A 16,111-nucleotide genomic window follows, 5' to 3' on the forward strand; every position below is an offset into this window, starting at 1 on the left:
CGGTCGCTGCCCGTGCTTTCGGTCGGTGTCGGCCGTGGTCTGTGGTGTCGGTCGGTGTGGCTGCCGCTCGGCGGTGTTCTCGTGAGGGTGTGTACCCGCCGGGCGGCTCTCCATGGGGGACGTTTCCGCGGTCACACGTCCGTGGGCCGGCCTCCCGCGGCGCGCCGTCGGCCGTACAGCCGGTACCCGGCTCCCGCGCAGGCCGCGGCCATGAGGGCGGAGCCGGCGGCGAGGGCCGGGACCGAGTCGGTGAAGCTGCCTCCCGCCCCGGCCTCGACTCCGTGCTGCACGGTGGCCGGGTCGCATCCATCGGTGTCGTGGTCCCGCCGGTCGCCGGGCCCGTCGCAGCCGTGGCCGTCGGAGCACGACTCCCCTGCCCTGCAGCCTCGGCCGTCCTGGCAGGGCTCCCCCGACTTGCAGCCCGCCCCACTCGGACCCACGCCACTCGGACCCACACCGCCCGGACCTACACCAGCCGAACCCACACCGTCCCGACCCGCACCGCCCGGACCCACACCAGCCGAACCCATGCCACCCGGACCTACACCCGCCGAACCCACACCGCCCGAACCCACACCAGCCGAACCCACGCCACCCGGACCTACACCCGCCGAACCCACACCGCCCGAACCCACACCAGCCGAACCCACACCAGCCGAACCCACACCGCCCGAACCCACACCAGCCGAACCCACACCGCCCGAACCCACACCGCCCCACCCTCCGCCGTCCTGGCAGGGCTTGCCGTCCCGGCACGGGGTGAGTGTGTCGTGGGACTCGCCGCACTGATACGGCGCCGCACACGGGCCGGGGATGTCGTACGGGGCGACGGTACGGGTCGGGGACGGTATGCCGGGGACGGTGTCGGCGGCGGACGCGGCGGGCCCGGTCAGGACCAGCGCGGCTCCCGCGGCGAAGGCGACGGACAGGGCACGGGCGGTGCGGCGCATGGGACGAGCTCCTAGGCAGGCACGGCGGGACGATCGGTCAGTCGTTGGGTACGCCGGACACCGGTACGGCACCGCATCGGGCACCGGTACGGCGGTGCGGTGACACGGTCCGGCGGCGTCGCGGGTACGGGGCACGGGGCGTGCCCTCGCTGCCATCACAGCCCGCCCGGCGCCGCGGCGCGCGCGGCCGGGCCCCATTCGCGGGACAGGGACGGCCGGCCGGGTGACGGACACCGGGCGTCACGGCTGTGCGCGGGGCGGCGGGGACGTTTCCGAGGTTTTCCGTGCTCTGTGCCGGTGACTCGGTAGGCGCTGACCCAATCGTGAACGGACAGTCCGTTCGCACCGCACCGGGGAGGTCCCTCCGTGAGCACCCAGGTCTCCGACCACATCCTCGAGCGCCTGCGCGCCTGGGGGGTGGATCAGGTCTTCGGCTATCCCGGCGACGGCATCAACGGGCTGCTCGCCGCATGGGGCCGTGCCGAGGACCAGCCGCGGTTCATCCAGTCCCGGCACGAGGAGATGTCCGCCTTCGAGGCGGTCGGCTACGCGAAGTTCAGCGGCCGTATCGGGGTGTGCGCGGCGACCTCGGGTCCGGGCGCGATTCATCTGCTGAACGGTCTGTACGACGCCAAGCTCGACCATGTGCCGGTGCTGGCGATCGTCGGCCAGACCAACCGGAGCGCGATGGGCGGCTCCTACCAGCAGGAAGTCGATCTGCACACGCTGTACAAGGACGTCGCCTCGGACTTCGTGGAGACGGTGACGGTGCCCGAGCAGCTGCCGAACGTGCTGGACCGGGCCATCCGCACGGCCTGCGCCCGGGGCTGCCCGACCGCCCTGATCATCCCCGGTGACGTGCAGGAACTGGACTACTCGCCGCCGACGCACGAGTTCAAGATGGTGCCCTCCAGCCTGGGCATGAGCGACTACACGGCGACCCCCACCGACGAGGCGCTGCGCCGGGCGGCGGACGTGCTGAACGAGGGCGACAAGGTGGCGATCCTCGTCGGGCAGGGCGCGGCCGGTGCGGTGGCGGAGGTGCAGGAGATCGTCGAGCTGCTCGGTGCGGGCGTGGCGAAGGCGCTGCTCGGCAAGGACGTGCTCAGTGACGAGCTGCCGTACGTGACCGGGCCGATCGGGCTGCTGGGCAGCCGGCCGTCGTACGAGCTGATGCGGGACTGCGACACGCTGCTGACGATCGGCTCGTCGTTCCCGTACACGCAGTTCATGCCGGACTTCGGCAAGGCGCGAGGGGTGCAGATCGACATCGACGCGCACATGATCGGCATGCGCTACCCGTACGAGGTGAATCTCGTCGGTGACGCGCAGGCGACGCTGCGCCGGCTGATCCCGCTGCTGCGCGGCGACCAGGGGCGCGAGTGGCACGACCTGGTGTGCGCCAACGTGAAGCGCTGGCACGAGACGATGGACCGGCGGGCGGGCCTCGCGGCCGATCCGATCAATCCGGAGTACGTGGCGCGGGCGCTGGATCCGCTGCTGCCGCAGGACGCGATCCTGACCTCCGACTCCGGTTCGGTGGCCAACTGGTACGCGCGGCACATCACGATGCGGCCGGGCATGCGCGGTTCGCTGTCGGGGACGCTGGCGACGATGGGGGCGGGTGTGCCGTACGCGATCGGTGCGAAGTTCGCGCATCCGGACCGGCCGGTGGTCGCGCTGGTCGGCGATGGCGCGATGCAGATGAACGGCCTGGCGGAGATGATCACGGCGGCGAAGTACCGGGACCGCTGGTCGGATCCGCGGCTGGTGGTGGGGGTGTGGAACAACCAGGACCTGAACCAGGTGACGTGGGAGATGCGGGCCATGGAGGGCGCCCCGTCGTTCCTGCCCTCGCAGGAGATCCCGGACGTGCAGTACGCGGCGTTCGCCCGCTCGCTGGGTCTGACCGGGATCCGGGTGGAGAAGCCCGAGGACGTGGAGTCGGGCTGGCGGGCGGCCCTGGAGGCCGACCGGCCATGTGTGATCGAGTTCCTCACCGACCCCGCCGTACCGCCGATCCCGCCGCACGCGACGTGGGAGCAGATGGAGGCGACGGCCGCGTCGATCCTGAAGGGCGACGCCGACCGGGGCTCGGTGATCAAGCAGGGCCTGAAGGCGAAGATGCAGGAGTTCCTGCCCGGCAGGGACAGGAAGTAGCCCCCGGAGGAAGCCATGCAGCGAGGCAGTGACCGGCTGAACGTCCACCGGGACGACGAGATGAAGCACGAGTTGAGGGGCCTGCTGAGGTCCGGGCATCCGACGCGCGTGGAGGAGTGGCACGATCCGGAACCGGCCGCGGACGACGACCCGGAGGTGTGGAGCGGGCCCGTGGGCGGCCTGGGGTCGCCGGCGTCGCTGGAGCGGGTGCGGTCGGAGCTGGCCCGGACGCTGAGCCGCAGTTCCTTCCCGGCGACCGCCCGTGACGTGGCCCGGATGCTGCGCCGGCAGAACGCGCCGGGCACGTTGGTCGACGCGGTGGCCGCGCTGCCGCACTCGGCGCGCTACGAGAATGTGCAGCAGCTCGCCGAGGCGTTGGCGAGCGGCCGATGAGCCGGGGTCAGGCGGCGCAGATCGCGCGGGGTGCCGCTGTCGACGCCGATGTGGCGACCACGCGGTTTCTGCTGTACGGGCTGCTGCCCGGCTGGTTCCTGCCCGGGCTCGCCGACTGGGCGATGCACCGGCGCACCCGGATCGAGGACACCGCGGGCACGAAGGAGTCCCTGATCCACTCGCTGATGATGGCCGAGGTCGGGCTGCCGATCGCGCTCACCCTGCGCTACCGGGTCAATCCGAAGCTGCTGAGCACGCTGCTGGGGGCCGCGGCGGTGCACGAGGTGACCGCGTGGTGGGACGTGCGGACGGCCGTCGACAGCGACCGGGAGGTCAGGCCGGCCGAGCAGCACATCCACAGCTTTCTGGAGTCGCTGCCGTTCGGCGCACTCGCCTCGCTGATGTGCCTGCACGCCGACGAGGTGCGCTCGCTGCTGCGGGGCGGGCGCGGGCATCCCGAGGCCTGGCGGCTGCGCAAGCGCCCGCGTGCGCTCTCGCCCGGCTATCTGGCCGGCATCGGTCTCGCGATCGGGCTGTGCGTGGTGCTGCCGTACGGCGAGGAGCTGCTGCGCTGCCGGCGGGCCGCCCGGCGCGGGAAACGGCCTGTGCGGTCCGGGGCCGCTGGTTCCGGGACCCCGGTGATCGGTACCGCTGTTGGAAGGTGAGAAGTCATGCGTATCGCGTTTCTCGTGGCGCCGCAGGGCGTCGAACAGGTCGAGCTGACCGAGCCGTGGAAGGCGGTCTCCGACGCCGGGCACGAGCCGGTGCTGGTGTCGACGAAGCCGGGGACGATCCAGGCGTTCGACCATCTCGACAAGGGCGGCACCTTCGACGTGGACGAGGTGGTGGGTGAGACGTCGGCGGGTTCGTTCGGGGGTCTCGTGCTGCCCGGCGGGGTGGCCAACCCGGACTTCCTGCGGATGGACGACAAGGCCGTCGCGTTCGTGCGGGACTTCTTCGACCAGAGCCGTCCGGTCGCCGCGATCTGTCACGCGCCGTGGACGCTCGTGGAGGCGGATGTCGTACGGGGCAGGGTGCTGACGTCCTGGCCGAGTCTCAGGACGGACATCGAGAACGCGGGCGGCACCTGGGTGGACGAGCCGGTGAAGATCTGCGATCAGGGCTCCAACCAGCTGGTGACCAGCCGCAAGCCGGACGATCTGAAGGCGTTCTGCGACGCGTTCGTGCACGTGCTCGCCGGAGCGGCCGGCTGACATCGGGCGCCTTGCCGAGGGCCGGCCCGTGCGGGCCGGCCTTTGTCGCGTGCGAGCCGGCCTTTGTCGCGCCCGGGCCCGGTGAAGGAGGCTCAGGTGCCGGACGCCTCCGGAGTCGCCGCCTCGCCGCACCGCCGTTCACGGGCGCCCTCCCGGGTGCGGCCCGCACTGACCAGGCGGCGCGGGTTGCGGCGCAGATACTCGCCCTCCAGCTGCGCCATGCGCTCGTTGTGGGTCCGCAGCGCGTCGCTCGAGCCGTAGAGGAGGGTGTCGTGGCGCGTGCGGTGGATCGTCTCCAGCTCCTTCATGAGCTGCTGGTCGTCCAGTCGGCTGGGGTCGACTCCGGTCATGTGGTACCCCGCTCGTCGTGTCCTGTCCATGGGTCCCGGCCCGGGTACCCGCCCGGCGTGCACTGCCCCAGCGGTTTCCGGGAGGAATCCATGGAGCTCGCGTTCTTGAGTCCACTGTACGAAAATCCCGGGTCCTGGGCCTCCGCATACGTCGACACCTCGTTGCACACGGAGGACCAGCAGCAACGGCGTCATATGAGCGCGCAGGCGGTCACCGGGAGCTGGCCCGGCAGGGGGCGGACGAGTCCACCTGCCGGGCGGTGCACGACGCCGTGGAGGCTCTGCGGCACGCGCCGGAGCCCTACGGCCGGGCCGTGTTCGCCCACGACGGCGAAGTGGTCCTGGAGGTGCCGCTGACGCGGGGCCCACCGGACGGCGAGGCCCTGGGGCGTGCTGCCGCGGGTGACACCGCTGCTGGACCTGGCCGGTGAGGATCCGCTGTCGCTGGTGGCGTACATCGACCGGACCGGTGCCCGGCTCGAACTGCGCAGCGCGCTGCTGCACGAGGAGGCCGGGTGCGCGTGAGGTCGCGGACGCACTGGCGGCCTGCGCGGAGGAGACCGGGGCCGATCTGCTGATCCTGTGCGGGGACGACCGGGAGCGCAGGTCGGCGCGCGAGCAGCTGCCGAAGGCGCTGCGGGGCCGTGCGGTGGAGACGTCACGCGGCAAGGACGGCGGGCTGCTGCCGCGCGAGGTCGAGGAGATACGCGCCGGGCACGTACGGCAGCGGATACTCGCCGAGGTGGACCGGTTCCGTGCGGCGCGGACACCGGACGAGGAGCGGCGGTCGGCGGCCGTGGAGGGGGTGCCGGGGCTGATCGGGGCGGCGCGCGAGCACCGGCTGGCCGAGCTGCTGATCTGCCCGGAGGCGCCCGACACGCGCCGCGAGGTGTGGATCGGGGAGGACCCGGACCAGCTGGCGGTCCGCCGTAACGACCTCAAGGCCCTCGGCGAACGGCACGCGTGGCCGGCCCGTGCCGACGACGCGCTGGTCCGGACGGCCGCGGTGACGGACGCCTCGGCCCTGTCGCTCACCCCGGTGCTCCGGGACACCGGCGACGAGATCGCGGCGGGCGGCATGGGCGCGCTGCTGCGCTGGAAGTGACGGCCCCGCAGCCCCCCGTCGAAAACCTGCCCGTACGGCCCCGGCGGGGCTAGCGGGCCCGCTCCACCCTGCGTTCGTCCCAGACCGCTTCCGCGGTCTCGCGGACACGGCCGTCGCTGCCGAAGACCAGGTAGCGGTCGAAGGAGCGGGCGAACCAGCGGTCGTGGGTGACCGCGAGGACCGTGCCCTCGAAGGCCTCCAGGCCCTCCTGCAGGGCCTCGGCCGACTCCAGGTCGAGGTTGTCGGTGGGCTCGTCCAGCAGCAGGGCGGTGGCGCCCGCCAGTTCCAGCAGCAGGATCTGGAAGCGGGCCTGCTGGCCGCCGGAGAGCCGGTCGAAGGGCTGCTCGGCCTGCTGGGTCAGCTCGTAGCGGCGCAGCCTCGACATGGCGGCGCCGCGGTCCTGGGAGTGCTCCTTCCACAGGATGTCCAGCAGGGTGCGGCCCTGGAGTTCGGGGTGGGCGTGGGTCTGCGCGAAGTGGCCGGGTACGACGCGGGCGCCCAGCTTCCACTCCCCCGTGTGCGCGACGTCCTCGCCGGCCAGCAGCCGCAGGAAGTGCGACTTGCCGGAGCCGTTGGAGCCGAGGACGGCGACCCGTTCGCCGTAGAAGACCTCCAGGTCGAACGGCCGCATCAGGCCGGTCAGTTCGAGTCCCTGGCAGGTGACGGCCCGTACGCCGGTGCGGCCGCCCTTCAGGCGCATGGTGATGTCCTGCTCGCGCGGCGGTTCCGGGGGCGGGCCGGCCTCCTCGAACTTGCGCAGGCGGGTCTGGGCGGCGGCGTACCGGGAGGCCAGCTCGTGGGAGACGGAGGCCGCCTGACGCAGGCTCAGCACCAGCTTCTTCAGCTGGGCGTGCTTCTCGTCCCAGCGGCGGCGCAACTCCTCGAAGCGGGCGAAGCGTTCCCGGCGGGCCTCGTGGTAGGTGGCGAAGCCGCCGCCGTGCACCCAGGCGTCGGCGCCGGCCGGGCCCGGCTCCACGGAGACGATCTTCTCGGCCGCGCGGGCGAGGAGTTCCCGGTCGTGGGAGACGAACAGGACCGTCTTGCGGGTCTGCTTGAGCTGCTCCTCCAGCCATCGTTTGCCGGGTACGTCGAGGTAGTTGTCCGGTTCGTCCAGCAGCAGGACCTCGTCGGTGCCGCGCAGCAGCGCCTCCAGCACGAGGCGTTTCTGCTCGCCGCCGGAGAGGGTGCTCACCTGGCGCCACTGGGCACGCTCGTAGGGCATGCCGAGGGCGGCGGTGGTGCACATGTCCCACAGGGTCTCGGCCTCGTAGCCGCGCGCCTCGGCCCAGTCGGCGAGGGCCTGCGCGTAGCTCAGCTGGGCGGCCTCGTCGTCGACGGTCATGACGGCGTGCTCGGCCTCGTCGACCGCCCGGGCGGCCTCGCGGATGCGGGGCGGGGCGACGGAGACGAGCAGGTCGCGAACGGTCGTCTCGTCCCGTACGGAGCCGACGAACTGGCGCATCACGCCGAGGCCGCCGCTGACGGTGACGGTGCCGCCGTGTGGTTTCAGCTCGCCGGAGATCAGCCGCAGCAGGGTCGTCTTGCCGGCGCCGTTCGGGCCGACCAGGGCGACGGCGGCGCCTTCGCCGACCCGGAAGGACACGTCCCCGAGCAGGGTCCTCCCGTCGGGGAGGTGGTACTCGAGGTGCGCGGCTTCCAGATGTCCCATGGGCAGGCATTCTCCGGGCCGGTCCGCACCCGGGGCAAACCCTTATCCGCCGGCCCGGCGCGGCAGGCCCCGCGGCGGACCTCCGGCGGGCCCTGTGGGCCCGATCCGGAAGGAACGGTCTAGCCCCAATACCGGTGACTTTGGGGTGTTCGGGTCGTTGGGTTGGTGTGCCAAGGCCCGGACAGGTGAAGTCGTCGTCGGATGAGCGGTTGCCGGATCGGATCGCGATTGGGGTGCTGACCCGCGCGTTTCCGCCGGAGTTGGTGGATGAGGTGGTCGCGGAATGCGGCCGGGTCGAGAGGCGCCAACGGCTGCTGCCCGCCCGCGTGGTGGTCTATTTCGTGCTGGCGATGTGCCTGTTCTCCGGGCAGGGGTATGAGGAGGTCGCCCGACTCCTGACGCACGGCCTTCAGCGGATGGGGCGGTGGAAGGGGACCTGGCAGGTGCCGACTACCGCGGCGATTGGCCGGGCCCGTCTGCGACTGGGCCCGGAGCCGCTGAAGGCACTGTTTGCCCGGGTGTGCCGGCCGGTGGCGACCGAGGACACCAGCGGGGCCTGGTATCGGGGCCCGGGACAAGAACCGCCGCGCGGACCCGGCCCGGGTCCGGGTGATCGAGTACACCCTCGGCCGGGACGGCAGCGACACGGTGTACCGGCTGATCACCACCATCCTGGATCCGAAGGCCGCCTCGGCCGCGTCGCTGGCCGCGCTGTACGCCCAGCGATGGGAGATCGAGAGCACGCTCGATGAGATCAAGACCCACCTTGAAGGTCCTCGTCCCGTCCTGCGCTCCCAGCACCCTCGCGGGGCCGAACAGGAGATCTTCGCCTTCCTATTGGTGCACCACGCCCTGCGGGACCTTATGCACCATGCCGCACAGCAAGCTGACCATGATCCCGACCGGGTCTCCTTCACCCGCACCCTGCGCGTCGTCCGCCGCCACGTCACCGACCAGGCGGCATTTTCCCCCCTCCCGGCTGGCCCGGGCACTGCTCACGGCCCTGGATGAGATCCGCGAACGACTCTTGTCACCCCGGCGGTTGCGCTTCAGCCCGCGCGTCATCAAACGCAAGATGTCCAACTGGAAGCTCAAACGGGCTGAGCATCAAAACCCGCCCCGGCCGGATACTCCCCGTGTGACCCTGGTCGGACCGACCAAGCCCAGACCGACCCGCCGGAAAACAACCTAAATCACCGGTATTGGTCCTAGCCCGCCGTGTCGACCGGCTCCCCGGTCGGCCCGGGCTCCCCCGCCGGTTCCACCGTGGCGCCCTCCCAGGACAGGGCCTTCCAGCCGTCGGACGGGGAGCCCTCCAGGACGACCACGCCGGTGTTGGCCAGGGGGCGGGCGGCGGCGAAGGGGACGTCGACGTTGTCGGCGCGGGCGGCGGTCCACATGCGGATCGCGGCGCCGTGGCTGACCATCGCGACGGTGCCGGCGCCGCTCGCGGCGGCCTCCGCCACGACGGCGTCGTACCGGGCCAGCGCCTCCTCGCCGCTCTCTCCGCCGGGGATGCGCGGCGTGGTGTCGCCGTCGGCCCAGGCGAAGACCGTGCGCATGTACACGCGGCCCTCGGCGGACTCACCGGGCAGCATCTCCAGCTCGCCCGCGGACACCTCGCGGATGCCGTCGCGGACGATCACCTCAAGTCCCCGGGCGGCGGCCAGCGGGGCGGCGGTGAGCCGGGTGCGCAGCAGCGTGGAGGCGTACAGGGCCTCGATGTCCTCGTCGGCGAGCGCCTCGGGCAGCGCGGCGGCCTGCGCCTGGCCGAGCGGGGTCAGCGCCGGTCCGGGCACGGCGGTGTCCAGCAGATGGTGCAGGTTGGACGGGGTCTCACCGTGACGGACGAGGAGCAGGCGCATCCGGGGGAACTCCTTACACGCCGGTCGGGCGCCCGGCGCGGACAGGCACAACAAACGGGCACTTCAGGGTAACCGGACCCCATGAGCCCCGACCTGGACCTTACTGACCGCACGAGTGGCCGCGACCCGCTGTGCCGGCTGCTGAAGCTGGACGGCCTGCTGTTCGAGGCGGCCGCCGCCTGGCACTGGCCCGGCGCCGAGCGGGTGCTGCCCCGCCTCAGCCGCGGCGCGAACCACGGGGTGCTGTGGTTCGCGACCGCCGCCGCGATGGCCGTGAGCCGCACCCCGAGGGCCCGCCGGGCGGCGGCCCGGGGCCTGGCCTCCCTCAGCGTGGCCTCGCTGGCGATCAACACCGTCGGCAAGCGCACGGTGCGCCGGGCGCGGCCGGTGCTGGACCCGGTGCCGCTGGTGCGGCAGCTGAAGCGGCAGCCGATCACCACGTCGTTCCCGTCCGGGCACGCCGCGTCGGCCGCCGCCTTCGCGACCGGGGTGGCGCTGGAGTCCCGGGCGTGGGGTGCGGTGGTGGCGCCGGTGGCGTTCTCGGTGGCGGCCTCACGGGTGTACACGGGCGTGCACTTCCCGAGCGACGTGCTGGCCGGGGCGGCCCTCGGCGCGGGCGCGGCCTTCCTGGTACGGCGGCTGATGCCGACCCGTGCCCAGGTGCGCCGGCGGGCCCGGTCGCGTGCCGAGGCGCCCGCGCTGCCGGAGGGCGACGGGCTGGTCATGGTCGCCAACCGGGGCTCGGGCACCGCGGACCGGATCCGGGGGCTGCTGGGCGCGTTGCCGAAGGCGGAGATCGTCGAGTGCGCACCGGAGGACGTCGGCGACGAGCTGGCGAAGGCGGCGGCCCGCGCGCGGGTGCTGGGCGTGTGCGGCGGTGACGGCACCGTGAACGCGGCCGCACGGCTCGCCCTGCGGCACGGTCTGCCGCTTGCGGTGCTGCCCGGTGGCACCCTCAACCACTTCGCCTACGACCTGGGCGTGGAGGACGAACGCGCTCTGGCCCGCGCGGTCCGGCACGGGGAGGCGGTCCGGGTGGACGCGGTCCGGTACCGGACCGGCGGCGGCGGCGAGGGCCTGTTCCTGAACACGCTGAGCCTGGGCGTCTACCCGGAGCTGGTGCGCGAGCGAGAACGCTGGTCCCACCGCATCGGCGGCTGGCCGGCCGGGCTGCTGGGCGCGCTGCGAGTGCTGCGCGCGGACCGGCATCCGCTGGAGGTGGAGCTGGGCGGCCGGCGACGGCCGCTGTGGCTGCTGTTCGTCGGCAACGGCGTCTACCACCGCATGGGGCTCGCGCCGGGCCGCCGTACCGATCTCGCGGACGGACTGCTGGACGTGCGGGCGGTGCACGGCAGCCGCCGGCCCGCGCTGCGGCTGCTGGCCGCCGCGGCGGCAGGCCCGCTGACCCGGTCACCGGCACACGCCGCGGTGCAGGTCAGCCGGCTCCGGCTGACCGGGATCGCACCGGGCACCCCGCTGGCGTACGACGGCGAGGTCACGGCGGTGTCGGGAGAGGTGGTCCTGGAGAAGCTGCCGGAGGCCCTGACGGTGTACCGCCCACTGCGCGTGGATTTCTGACGTGCCGTCAGGTATTCATCTGACATTCCATCAGTCCAGGATGTAAAACGCCGGTCTCATCATTCGGCATGCGCGCGTACGGTGTCGGCATACCAGCGGTGACGAGGGTGAAGGGGAACAGCCATGCCGAGAACGCGGGAGACCGCCGTCTACACGCACGGGCACCACGAGTCGGTGCTGCGGTCGCACACCTGGCGGACCGCCGAGAACTCCGCGGCCTATCTGCTCGGTTCCCTGAAGCCCCACATGAAGATCCTGGACATCGGCTGCGGCCCGGGCACCATCACCGCCGACCTGGCGGCACGGGTCCCTGACGGCCATGTCACCGGCGCCGACCACGCGCCGGGCATCCTGGAGCAGGCCCGGGCCACCGCAGATGGGCGCGGCCTGACCAACGTGGACTTCGCGGTCGCCGACGTGCACGCCCTGGACTACCCGGACGACACCTTCTGCGTGGTCCACGCCCACCAGGTGCTGCAGCACGTCGGCGACCCGGTGCAGGCGCTGCGCGAGATGCACCGGGTGACGAAGCCGGGCGGGTTCATCGCCGTACGCGACGGGGACTATGCGGCGATGACCTGGCATCCGGCACTGGCGGGCCTGGACGACTGGCTGGACCTGTACGAGCGGGTGGCCCGCGCCAACGGCGGCGAGCCCGACGCCGGGCGGCGGCTGAAGGCGTGGGCGCTGGCCGCGGGGCTGACCGACATCACCGCCACCTCCAGCACGTGGACCTTCAGCACCCCCCAGGAGCGGGCCTGGTGGAGCGGTCTGTGGGCCGACCGCACCCTGGCCTCCACCTATGCGGAGCGGGCCGTGCAAGGGGGTCACGCGACCGAGGAACAGCTGCGGGCCGTGTCGGAGGCGTGGCGGGAGTGGGGCCGGTGCGAGGACGGCTGGTTCGCGGCCCTGCACGGCGAGATTCTGTGCCGTAAGGAAGCCTGATCCGCGTATTTCGGGAAACCCGTACCGCAGGAGGTACGACATTATGGTTCCCATCCTGCTGGTACTGCTTCTGGCACTCATTCTCTTCGGAGCCGGATTCGCGGTGAAGATTCTCTGGTGGATTGCCCTGGCTGTGCTGGTCGTCTGGCTGATGGGCTTCCTGGTCCGCAGCACGACCGCGGACGGCGGCAGGGGTCGCTGGTATCGGTGGTGACGTGAGCTAGTCGCGGGGAAGCAGCGGTCCGAGCGGCCCGAGGTCCAGATTGAGGTCCTCGGGCCGCAGGCCGTAGCGCTCGCGCAGCTCGGCCATCCGCTCTTCCAGGAGCATCAGCGTGAGCCCGATCCGCTCCTCCTGCTCCTCGGTCAGCTCACCGGTGTCGAAGCGGCGCACGGCCTGCCGTTCCATCAGCTGGCGCAGCAGTTCCACCACGGTGAGCACCAGTTTCACCAGGTCGCGCTCGACCGTGTCGGGCTCCAGGTCGAGTCGGTTGCGCGGGGTCACACCGGCTCCTCGAAGGGTGAGGGGACCGCCTCGTTCACCGAGCTGATCAGCGCGTTCAGATCGATGCGGACCAGGTCGACGTCGGCTATCCGCAGGGTGATGTCGCCGGTGATGACGACCCCGCCGGCCAGCAGCCGGTCGAGCAGGTCGACGAGTGCGATCTCGCGTCGTTCGACGACGGTCACGGCGCCGCCTCCCCGACGAAGGAATAGGCGGCCCAGGGTCCGGTGAGTTCCACCCGGATTCCGGGTGCTTCATCCTTGGTGCGGTCCACAAGTTCCACGAATTCCTCGGAATGCGCGCGGGGCACCAGATAGGCCGCATTGAGGACGTTCCTGCCGGGAACCGTTGAAAGCGCGGAATTCTGTGGGGCGTGCAGCCGGGAATCCTCGGAATTCCGGGAAAGGCGCTCGTGCAGCGTCCGGGCGAAGGCCTCGGCGCGCTGCCACCGCTCCTCCTGGGCGTGGGTGCTCGTCCGCCGCCGGCGCAGATAGTCCCGTCCGCTCCCGGGCCTGGGCTCGGCGGCCGGCCCGGCGGGAGCGGACTCGGGCTCGGGCTCGGGCTCGGGCTCGGGCTCCAGGTAGAGCTTCACGCCCCACTCCACCCGGCCCTCCAACCGGTCGAGGGTGCGCCGGAAGTCCTCCTCACGAGCCTCGATCATGGTGCGCACCCCACTGCAGTCCCGGAAGACGGTCCCGAGCCGGAGTGGCAGCGGGGTGGTGACGGTGGTGAGCGCGTCGATCACACCCTGGTGCGCGCGGGCGGTCGCGGACAGCCAGTCCAGATCCTCCAGGTGCGCCTTCAGCGCCTCCTCGCCGAAGTCGGCCTCCGGGACCTGACTGACGACCGCGATCAGCCCGTGGTGGTGCAGCAGCCCCGGCGGAGCACCGCCGACGCCCGTGAGCTGGGACTGCAGGGGCGTGCCGAAGGGGCGGCAGACGGCGTAGACGTAGCGCAGTCCGGTCATGGGGCCTCCTTCGGCGCACGGCCCAGCTCCAGTTCTTCCAGCCGGGCCAGCCGTTCTCTCAGCTCGACGTTCTCCCGGGTCAGCTCGTCGCGGCGGGCCCGGGAGGAGAGCGCCGGGTCCGTTTCCCACCAGTCGATGCCCATCTCCTTCGCCTTGTCGACCGAGGCGACGATGAGCCTCAGTTTGATGGTCAGCAGCTCGATGTCGAGCAGGTTGATCCGGATGTCACCCGCGATCACGATGCCCTTGTCGAGCACGCGCTCGAGGATGTCGGCGAGGTTGGCGCCACTGCCGTGGCCGTACGGTTCGGGGAACCGGCCGGGCGTCGTCATCGACGGCTCCTGCCTCCGGCGTACTCGGGTTCCTCTTCCTCCTCGTACTCGCCCTCGGGTTCCTCTTCCTCCTCGTACTCGCCCTCGGGTTCCTCTTCCTCCTCGTACTCGCCCTCGGGTTCCTCACCCTCCTCGGCTTCGTCCTCATAGGGCTCCTCGTCGTCGCCCTCTGCTTCCTCCTCGCCCTCGTACGGCTCCTCGGCTTCCCCCTCGGCGCCTTCGTCCTCCGCGTCCTCGTCCTCGGGCGCCTCGGCCTCCTGCTCCTGTTCCTCCTCGGCCATGGCGTCCTCGTGACTTCGCACCACCTCACCGTCGCGGATCTCGCCGCGCCAGCTGTCCTCCGCCTCGCCCTTGAGGGTGATGAAGCGGGCGAAGTGCTTCAGGTCCAGCCTGACCCGGCGGCCCTGGGCGCGCCAGATGTTGCCGGTCTTCTCGAACAGGCCGGTCGGGTAGTACTCGATGACCAGCAGGACGCGGGTGAGGTTCTCCTCCAGCCGGTGGAACGAGACCACGCCCTTGGTGGTGCCCTTGGCACCCTCCGACGTCCACTGGATGCGGTAGTCGGGTATCTGTTCGGTGGTCTGCGCCTTCCAGCTGCGGCTGGACCAGAATATCTTCGCCTGCCAGTCGGAATGGGTGTCGTCGGCGCGGCTCGCGCTCTTGACGCCCTTGGCGAAGCTGCTGAAGTCCTTGTACTGCGTCCACTGGTCGTAGGCGGTGCGCAGCGGTACGCCGACATCGATGGACTCCATGATGACGGTGGGCTTGTGGCCCGCGCCGCCCTTCTTGCCCTTGCTGCCCCCGAGGCCTCTCACCGCGTTCATCACCTTCTCCTTGACGCGGGAGCCGCCCAGCTCCAGCGCGGAGCGCAGCGGTCCCTTGCCCTCGGCGAGCTTGCGGCCGCCGTCGAGCGCGAGCTTGGCGAAGCCAGGGCTGTTGCCGTCGGCTATGTCGTTGAGCTTGCCCGTGGTCTCGCCGAGCTTGCGGCCGAGGCCGGTGAGCATCTTCGTGGCCTGTGCGGCCAGAAAGTCCTGGGCCTCCGCCTTCAGCCGGTCGGCAGCCTCGCTGTGGGCGAGACCGGTCAGCGGATTGTCCTTGGCCGCACCCGTGGCCTTGTCGGCCGCGGAGGTGGCCGATCCGAGGGTCTCGGTCATCGGTCGTCACCGCTCTTCCGCTGCCGGGACGCGGCGGCCGTCTTCTTGCCGGCCGTCCTGCGAGCCGCGTCCGTCCTTTTCGTGGTCGCCTTCTTCGCGGGGGCCGCCTTCTTCGCGGGGGCCGCCTTCTTCGCCGCGACCTTCTTGCCGGGGGCCCTCTTCGCCGGGGCCTTCTTGGCGGGCTTGCGGCCGCGCGGCTCCTCATCCCGGCCGTCCTCGTCCTCCTGGCCCTCTTCGTCCCGGCTCTCGGTCTCATCCGGGCCGGACTCGTCCGCGGACTCCTCGTAGGCGTCCGCGTCCTCCTCGTCGTCCCGGTCCTCGGCGGAGCCGGAACTGGCGGGCACTGCGCCGGAGAGCTGGTCGCGGACCTGCTCGGTGCGGCCGTGCAGCCGGTCGGCGAGGGAGTTCATCTGCCGCTCGACCATGGCGCCGGAGGCGGCCTTGCCGACCCCCCGCAGGTCCTGGCGCAGCTGATCGCCGATCTCCTTGAACTGCGGGTTGTTCTTCAGCTGCTGATTCACCACGTCGGCGAGCATCCGCGGGCTGAGGTTGAGCTTCTTGCCAGCCACGAGGGAGCCGAGCGCGAGCGCCATTTTCAGCTTCTTCGTACGTCCCAGAAAGTATCCGGCCCCTACAGCGAGGCCCAGTGCCACTCGGTTCATCTCACGTCCCGTTGCCTGTGGTGTCGCCGGAGCGCATGGCCGTCTCCAGCCGGTCGAGCAGTTCGTCCTCCTGATGGTCGAACTCCTCCTCGGTGATCTCCCCCGCCTCCAACCGCTCCTCGAGGCTGGCGAGTTCGGCCCTCACGGTGGCGGGGTCGTAGTAGATCCGTTCCGCCTCGCGCACCACCTGCCTGATCGCCCACGCGCTGCCGCGCACGGGTGCGAACGGCAGCATGAGCACTTCGCTGATCAGTCCCATGGTGTT

General features: G+C 71.6%; 17 protein-coding genes and 3 pseudogenes. 9 read left to right on the forward strand and 11 right to left on the reverse strand.

The window, feature by feature from the left end:
- Positions 1 to 131: 131 nt before the first annotated feature.
- Complete coding sequence (locus BFF78_RS49680) at positions 132 to 290, reverse strand: hypothetical protein (RefSeq protein WP_335755316.1); 159 nt, start codon at positions 288 to 290, stop codon at positions 132 to 134.
- Positions 291 to 1,316: 1,026 nt separating this feature from the next.
- On the opposite strand from BFF78_RS49680, the gene BFF78_RS08810 reads away from it, so the two are divergent.
- The 4 genes from BFF78_RS08810 to BFF78_RS08825 are packed head-to-tail and all read left to right on the forward strand — an operon-like array spanning position 1,317 to position 4,717.
- Complete coding sequence (locus tag BFF78_RS08810) at positions 1,317 to 3,110, forward strand: thiamine pyrophosphate-requiring protein (RefSeq protein WP_069777780.1); 1,794 nt, start codon at positions 1,317 to 1,319, stop codon at positions 3,108 to 3,110.
- A gap of 15 nt (positions 3,111 to 3,125) precedes the next feature.
- Complete coding sequence (locus BFF78_RS08815) at positions 3,126 to 3,503, forward strand: DUF2795 domain-containing protein (RefSeq protein WP_069777781.1); 378 nt, start codon at positions 3,126 to 3,128, stop codon at positions 3,501 to 3,503.
- Positions 3,500 to 4,168: a diguanylate cyclase gene (locus BFF78_RS08820; protein WP_069777782.1), complete on the forward strand. Its 669-nt coding sequence runs from the start codon at positions 3,500 to 3,502 to the stop codon at positions 4,166 to 4,168. The genes BFF78_RS08815 and BFF78_RS08820 overlap by 4 nt, the downstream gene beginning before the upstream one ends.
- Before the next feature lie 6 nt (positions 4,169 to 4,174).
- Positions 4,175 to 4,717, forward strand: coding sequence for a type 1 glutamine amidotransferase domain-containing protein (locus BFF78_RS08825; RefSeq protein WP_069777783.1), 543 nt, complete (start codon positions 4,175 to 4,177; stop codon positions 4,715 to 4,717).
- Positions 4,718 to 4,809: 92 nt separating this feature from the next.
- Here the strand turns inward: BFF78_RS08825 and BFF78_RS08830 are convergent.
- Positions 4,810 to 5,159, reverse strand: a pseudogene (locus BFF78_RS08830) (DUF6158 family protein).
- On the opposite strand from BFF78_RS08830, the pseudogene BFF78_RS08835 reads away from it, so the two are divergent.
- Positions 5,158 to 6,172, forward strand: a pseudogene (locus BFF78_RS08835) (baeRF2 domain-containing protein). The pseudogenes BFF78_RS08830 and BFF78_RS08835 overlap by 2 nt on opposite strands.
- Positions 6,173 to 6,221: 49 nt before the next feature.
- On the opposite strand, the gene BFF78_RS08840 reads toward BFF78_RS08835, so the two are convergent.
- Positions 6,222 to 7,841: an ABC-F family ATP-binding cassette domain-containing protein gene (locus tag BFF78_RS08840; RefSeq protein WP_069777785.1), complete on the reverse strand. Its 1,620-nt coding sequence runs from the start codon at positions 7,839 to 7,841 to the stop codon at positions 6,222 to 6,224.
- A gap of 167 nt (positions 7,842 to 8,008) precedes the next feature.
- On the opposite strand from BFF78_RS08840, the pseudogene BFF78_RS08845 reads away from it, so the two are divergent.
- A pseudogene (locus BFF78_RS08845) lies at positions 8,009 to 8,852 on the forward strand (transposase domain-containing protein).
- Positions 8,853 to 9,049: 197 nt separating this feature from the next.
- Here BFF78_RS08845 and BFF78_RS08850 read toward each other — a convergent pair.
- Positions 9,050 to 9,706, reverse strand: coding sequence for a histidine phosphatase family protein (locus BFF78_RS08850; protein ID WP_069777786.1), 657 nt, complete (start codon positions 9,704 to 9,706; stop codon positions 9,050 to 9,052).
- An 81-nt stretch (positions 9,707 to 9,787) separates the two neighbouring features.
- Between BFF78_RS08850 and BFF78_RS08855 the strand changes: the two genes are divergently transcribed.
- The 3 genes from BFF78_RS08855 to BFF78_RS08865 all read left to right on the forward strand — a co-directional run bounded on the left by BFF78_RS08855 (position 9,788) and on the right by BFF78_RS08865 (position 12,443).
- Positions 9,788 to 11,284, forward strand: a complete 1,497-nt coding sequence (locus tag BFF78_RS08855; protein WP_069777787.1) for a bifunctional phosphatase PAP2/diacylglycerol kinase family protein — start codon at positions 9,788 to 9,790, stop codon at positions 11,282 to 11,284.
- A 123-nt stretch (positions 11,285 to 11,407) separates the two neighbouring features.
- Positions 11,408 to 12,229, forward strand: a complete 822-nt coding sequence (locus BFF78_RS08860; protein ID WP_069777788.1) for a class I SAM-dependent methyltransferase — start codon at positions 11,408 to 11,410, stop codon at positions 12,227 to 12,229.
- Between the two features lie 43 nt (positions 12,230 to 12,272).
- A complete protein-coding gene (locus BFF78_RS08865) occupies positions 12,273 to 12,443 on the forward strand; it encodes a hydrophobic protein (RefSeq protein ID WP_069777789.1) in 171 nt (56 codons plus the stop codon).
- Positions 12,444 to 12,449: 6 nt separating this feature from the next.
- Here BFF78_RS08865 and BFF78_RS08870 read toward each other — a convergent pair whose 3' ends face one another.
- The 7 genes from BFF78_RS08870 to BFF78_RS08900 are packed head-to-tail and all read right to left on the reverse strand — an operon-like array spanning position 12,450 to position 16,105.
- Positions 12,450 to 12,731, reverse strand: a complete 282-nt coding sequence (locus BFF78_RS08870; protein ID WP_069777790.1) for a gas vesicle protein K — start codon at positions 12,729 to 12,731, stop codon at positions 12,450 to 12,452.
- Positions 12,728 to 12,916, reverse strand: coding sequence for a gas vesicle protein (locus BFF78_RS08875; RefSeq protein WP_069777791.1), 189 nt, complete (start codon positions 12,914 to 12,916; stop codon positions 12,728 to 12,730). Before BFF78_RS08875 ends, BFF78_RS08870 begins: the two co-directional genes overlap by 4 nt.
- Positions 12,913 to 13,698: a GvpL/GvpF family gas vesicle protein gene (locus BFF78_RS08880; RefSeq protein WP_069777792.1), complete on the reverse strand. Its 786-nt coding sequence runs from the start codon at positions 13,696 to 13,698 to the stop codon at positions 12,913 to 12,915. Before BFF78_RS08880 ends, BFF78_RS08875 begins: the two co-directional genes overlap by 4 nt.
- A complete protein-coding gene (locus BFF78_RS08885) occupies positions 13,695 to 14,030 on the reverse strand; it encodes a gas vesicle protein (protein ID WP_069777793.1) in 336 nt (111 codons plus the stop codon). Before BFF78_RS08885 ends, BFF78_RS08880 begins: the two co-directional genes overlap by 4 nt.
- A complete protein-coding gene (locus tag BFF78_RS08890; protein ID WP_069777794.1) occupies positions 14,027 to 15,184 on the reverse strand; it encodes an SRPBCC family protein in 1,158 nt (385 codons plus the stop codon). The genes BFF78_RS08885 and BFF78_RS08890 overlap by 4 nt, the downstream gene beginning before the upstream one ends.
- Entirely contained in the window at positions 15,181 to 15,846 is a 666-nt protein-coding gene (locus BFF78_RS46090; protein ID WP_069777795.1) for a DNA primase, read from the reverse strand. Before BFF78_RS46090 ends, BFF78_RS08890 begins: the two co-directional genes overlap by 4 nt.
- A 1-nt stretch (position 15,847) precedes the next feature.
- Entirely contained in the window at positions 15,848 to 16,105 is a 258-nt protein-coding gene (locus tag BFF78_RS08900) for a gas vesicle protein GvpG (protein WP_069777796.1), read from the reverse strand.
- Positions 16,106 to 16,111: the final 6 nt, after the last annotated feature.

It is taken from the genome of Streptomyces fodineus, assembly GCF_001735805.1.
GTDB classification, from domain to species: domain Bacteria; phylum Actinomycetota; class Actinomycetes; order Streptomycetales; family Streptomycetaceae; genus Streptomyces; species Streptomyces fodineus.

Coding starts and splice junctions, on each gene's coding strand:
- BFF78_RS08815 (WP_069777781.1), top strand. CDS start 3,126: ATGCAGCGAGGCAGTGACCGGCTGAACGTCCACCGGGACGACGAGATG.
- BFF78_RS08820 (WP_069777782.1), top strand. CDS start 3,500: ATGAGCCGGGGTCAGGCGGCGCAGATCGCGCGGGGTGCCGCTGTCGAC.
- BFF78_RS08825 (WP_069777783.1), top strand. CDS start 4,175: ATGCGTATCGCGTTTCTCGTGGCGCCGCAGGGCGTCGAACAGGTCGAG.
- BFF78_RS08840 (WP_069777785.1), bottom strand. CDS start 7,841: ATGGGACATCTGGAAGCCGCGCACCTCGAGTACCACCTCCCCGACGGG.
- BFF78_RS08850 (WP_069777786.1), bottom strand. CDS start 9,706: ATGCGCCTGCTCCTCGTCCGTCACGGTGAGACCCCGTCCAACCTGCAC.
- BFF78_RS08855 (WP_069777787.1), top strand. CDS start 9,788: ATGAGCCCCGACCTGGACCTTACTGACCGCACGAGTGGCCGCGACCCG.
- BFF78_RS08860 (WP_069777788.1), top strand. CDS start 11,408: ATGCCGAGAACGCGGGAGACCGCCGTCTACACGCACGGGCACCACGAG.
- BFF78_RS08865 (WP_069777789.1), top strand. CDS start 12,273: ATGGTTCCCATCCTGCTGGTACTGCTTCTGGCACTCATTCTCTTCGGA.
- BFF78_RS08880 (WP_069777792.1), bottom strand. CDS start 13,698: ATGACCGGACTGCGCTACGTCTACGCCGTCTGCCGCCCCTTCGGCACG.
- BFF78_RS08885 (WP_069777793.1), bottom strand. CDS start 14,030: ATGACGACGCCCGGCCGGTTCCCCGAACCGTACGGCCACGGCAGTGGC.
- BFF78_RS08890 (WP_069777794.1), bottom strand. CDS start 15,184: ATGACCGAGACCCTCGGATCGGCCACCTCCGCGGCCGACAAGGCCACG.
- BFF78_RS46090 (WP_069777795.1), bottom strand. CDS start 15,846: ATGAACCGAGTGGCACTGGGCCTCGCTGTAGGGGCCGGATACTTTCTG.
- BFF78_RS08900 (WP_069777796.1), bottom strand. CDS start 16,105: ATGGGACTGATCAGCGAAGTGCTCATGCTGCCGTTCGCACCCGTGCGC.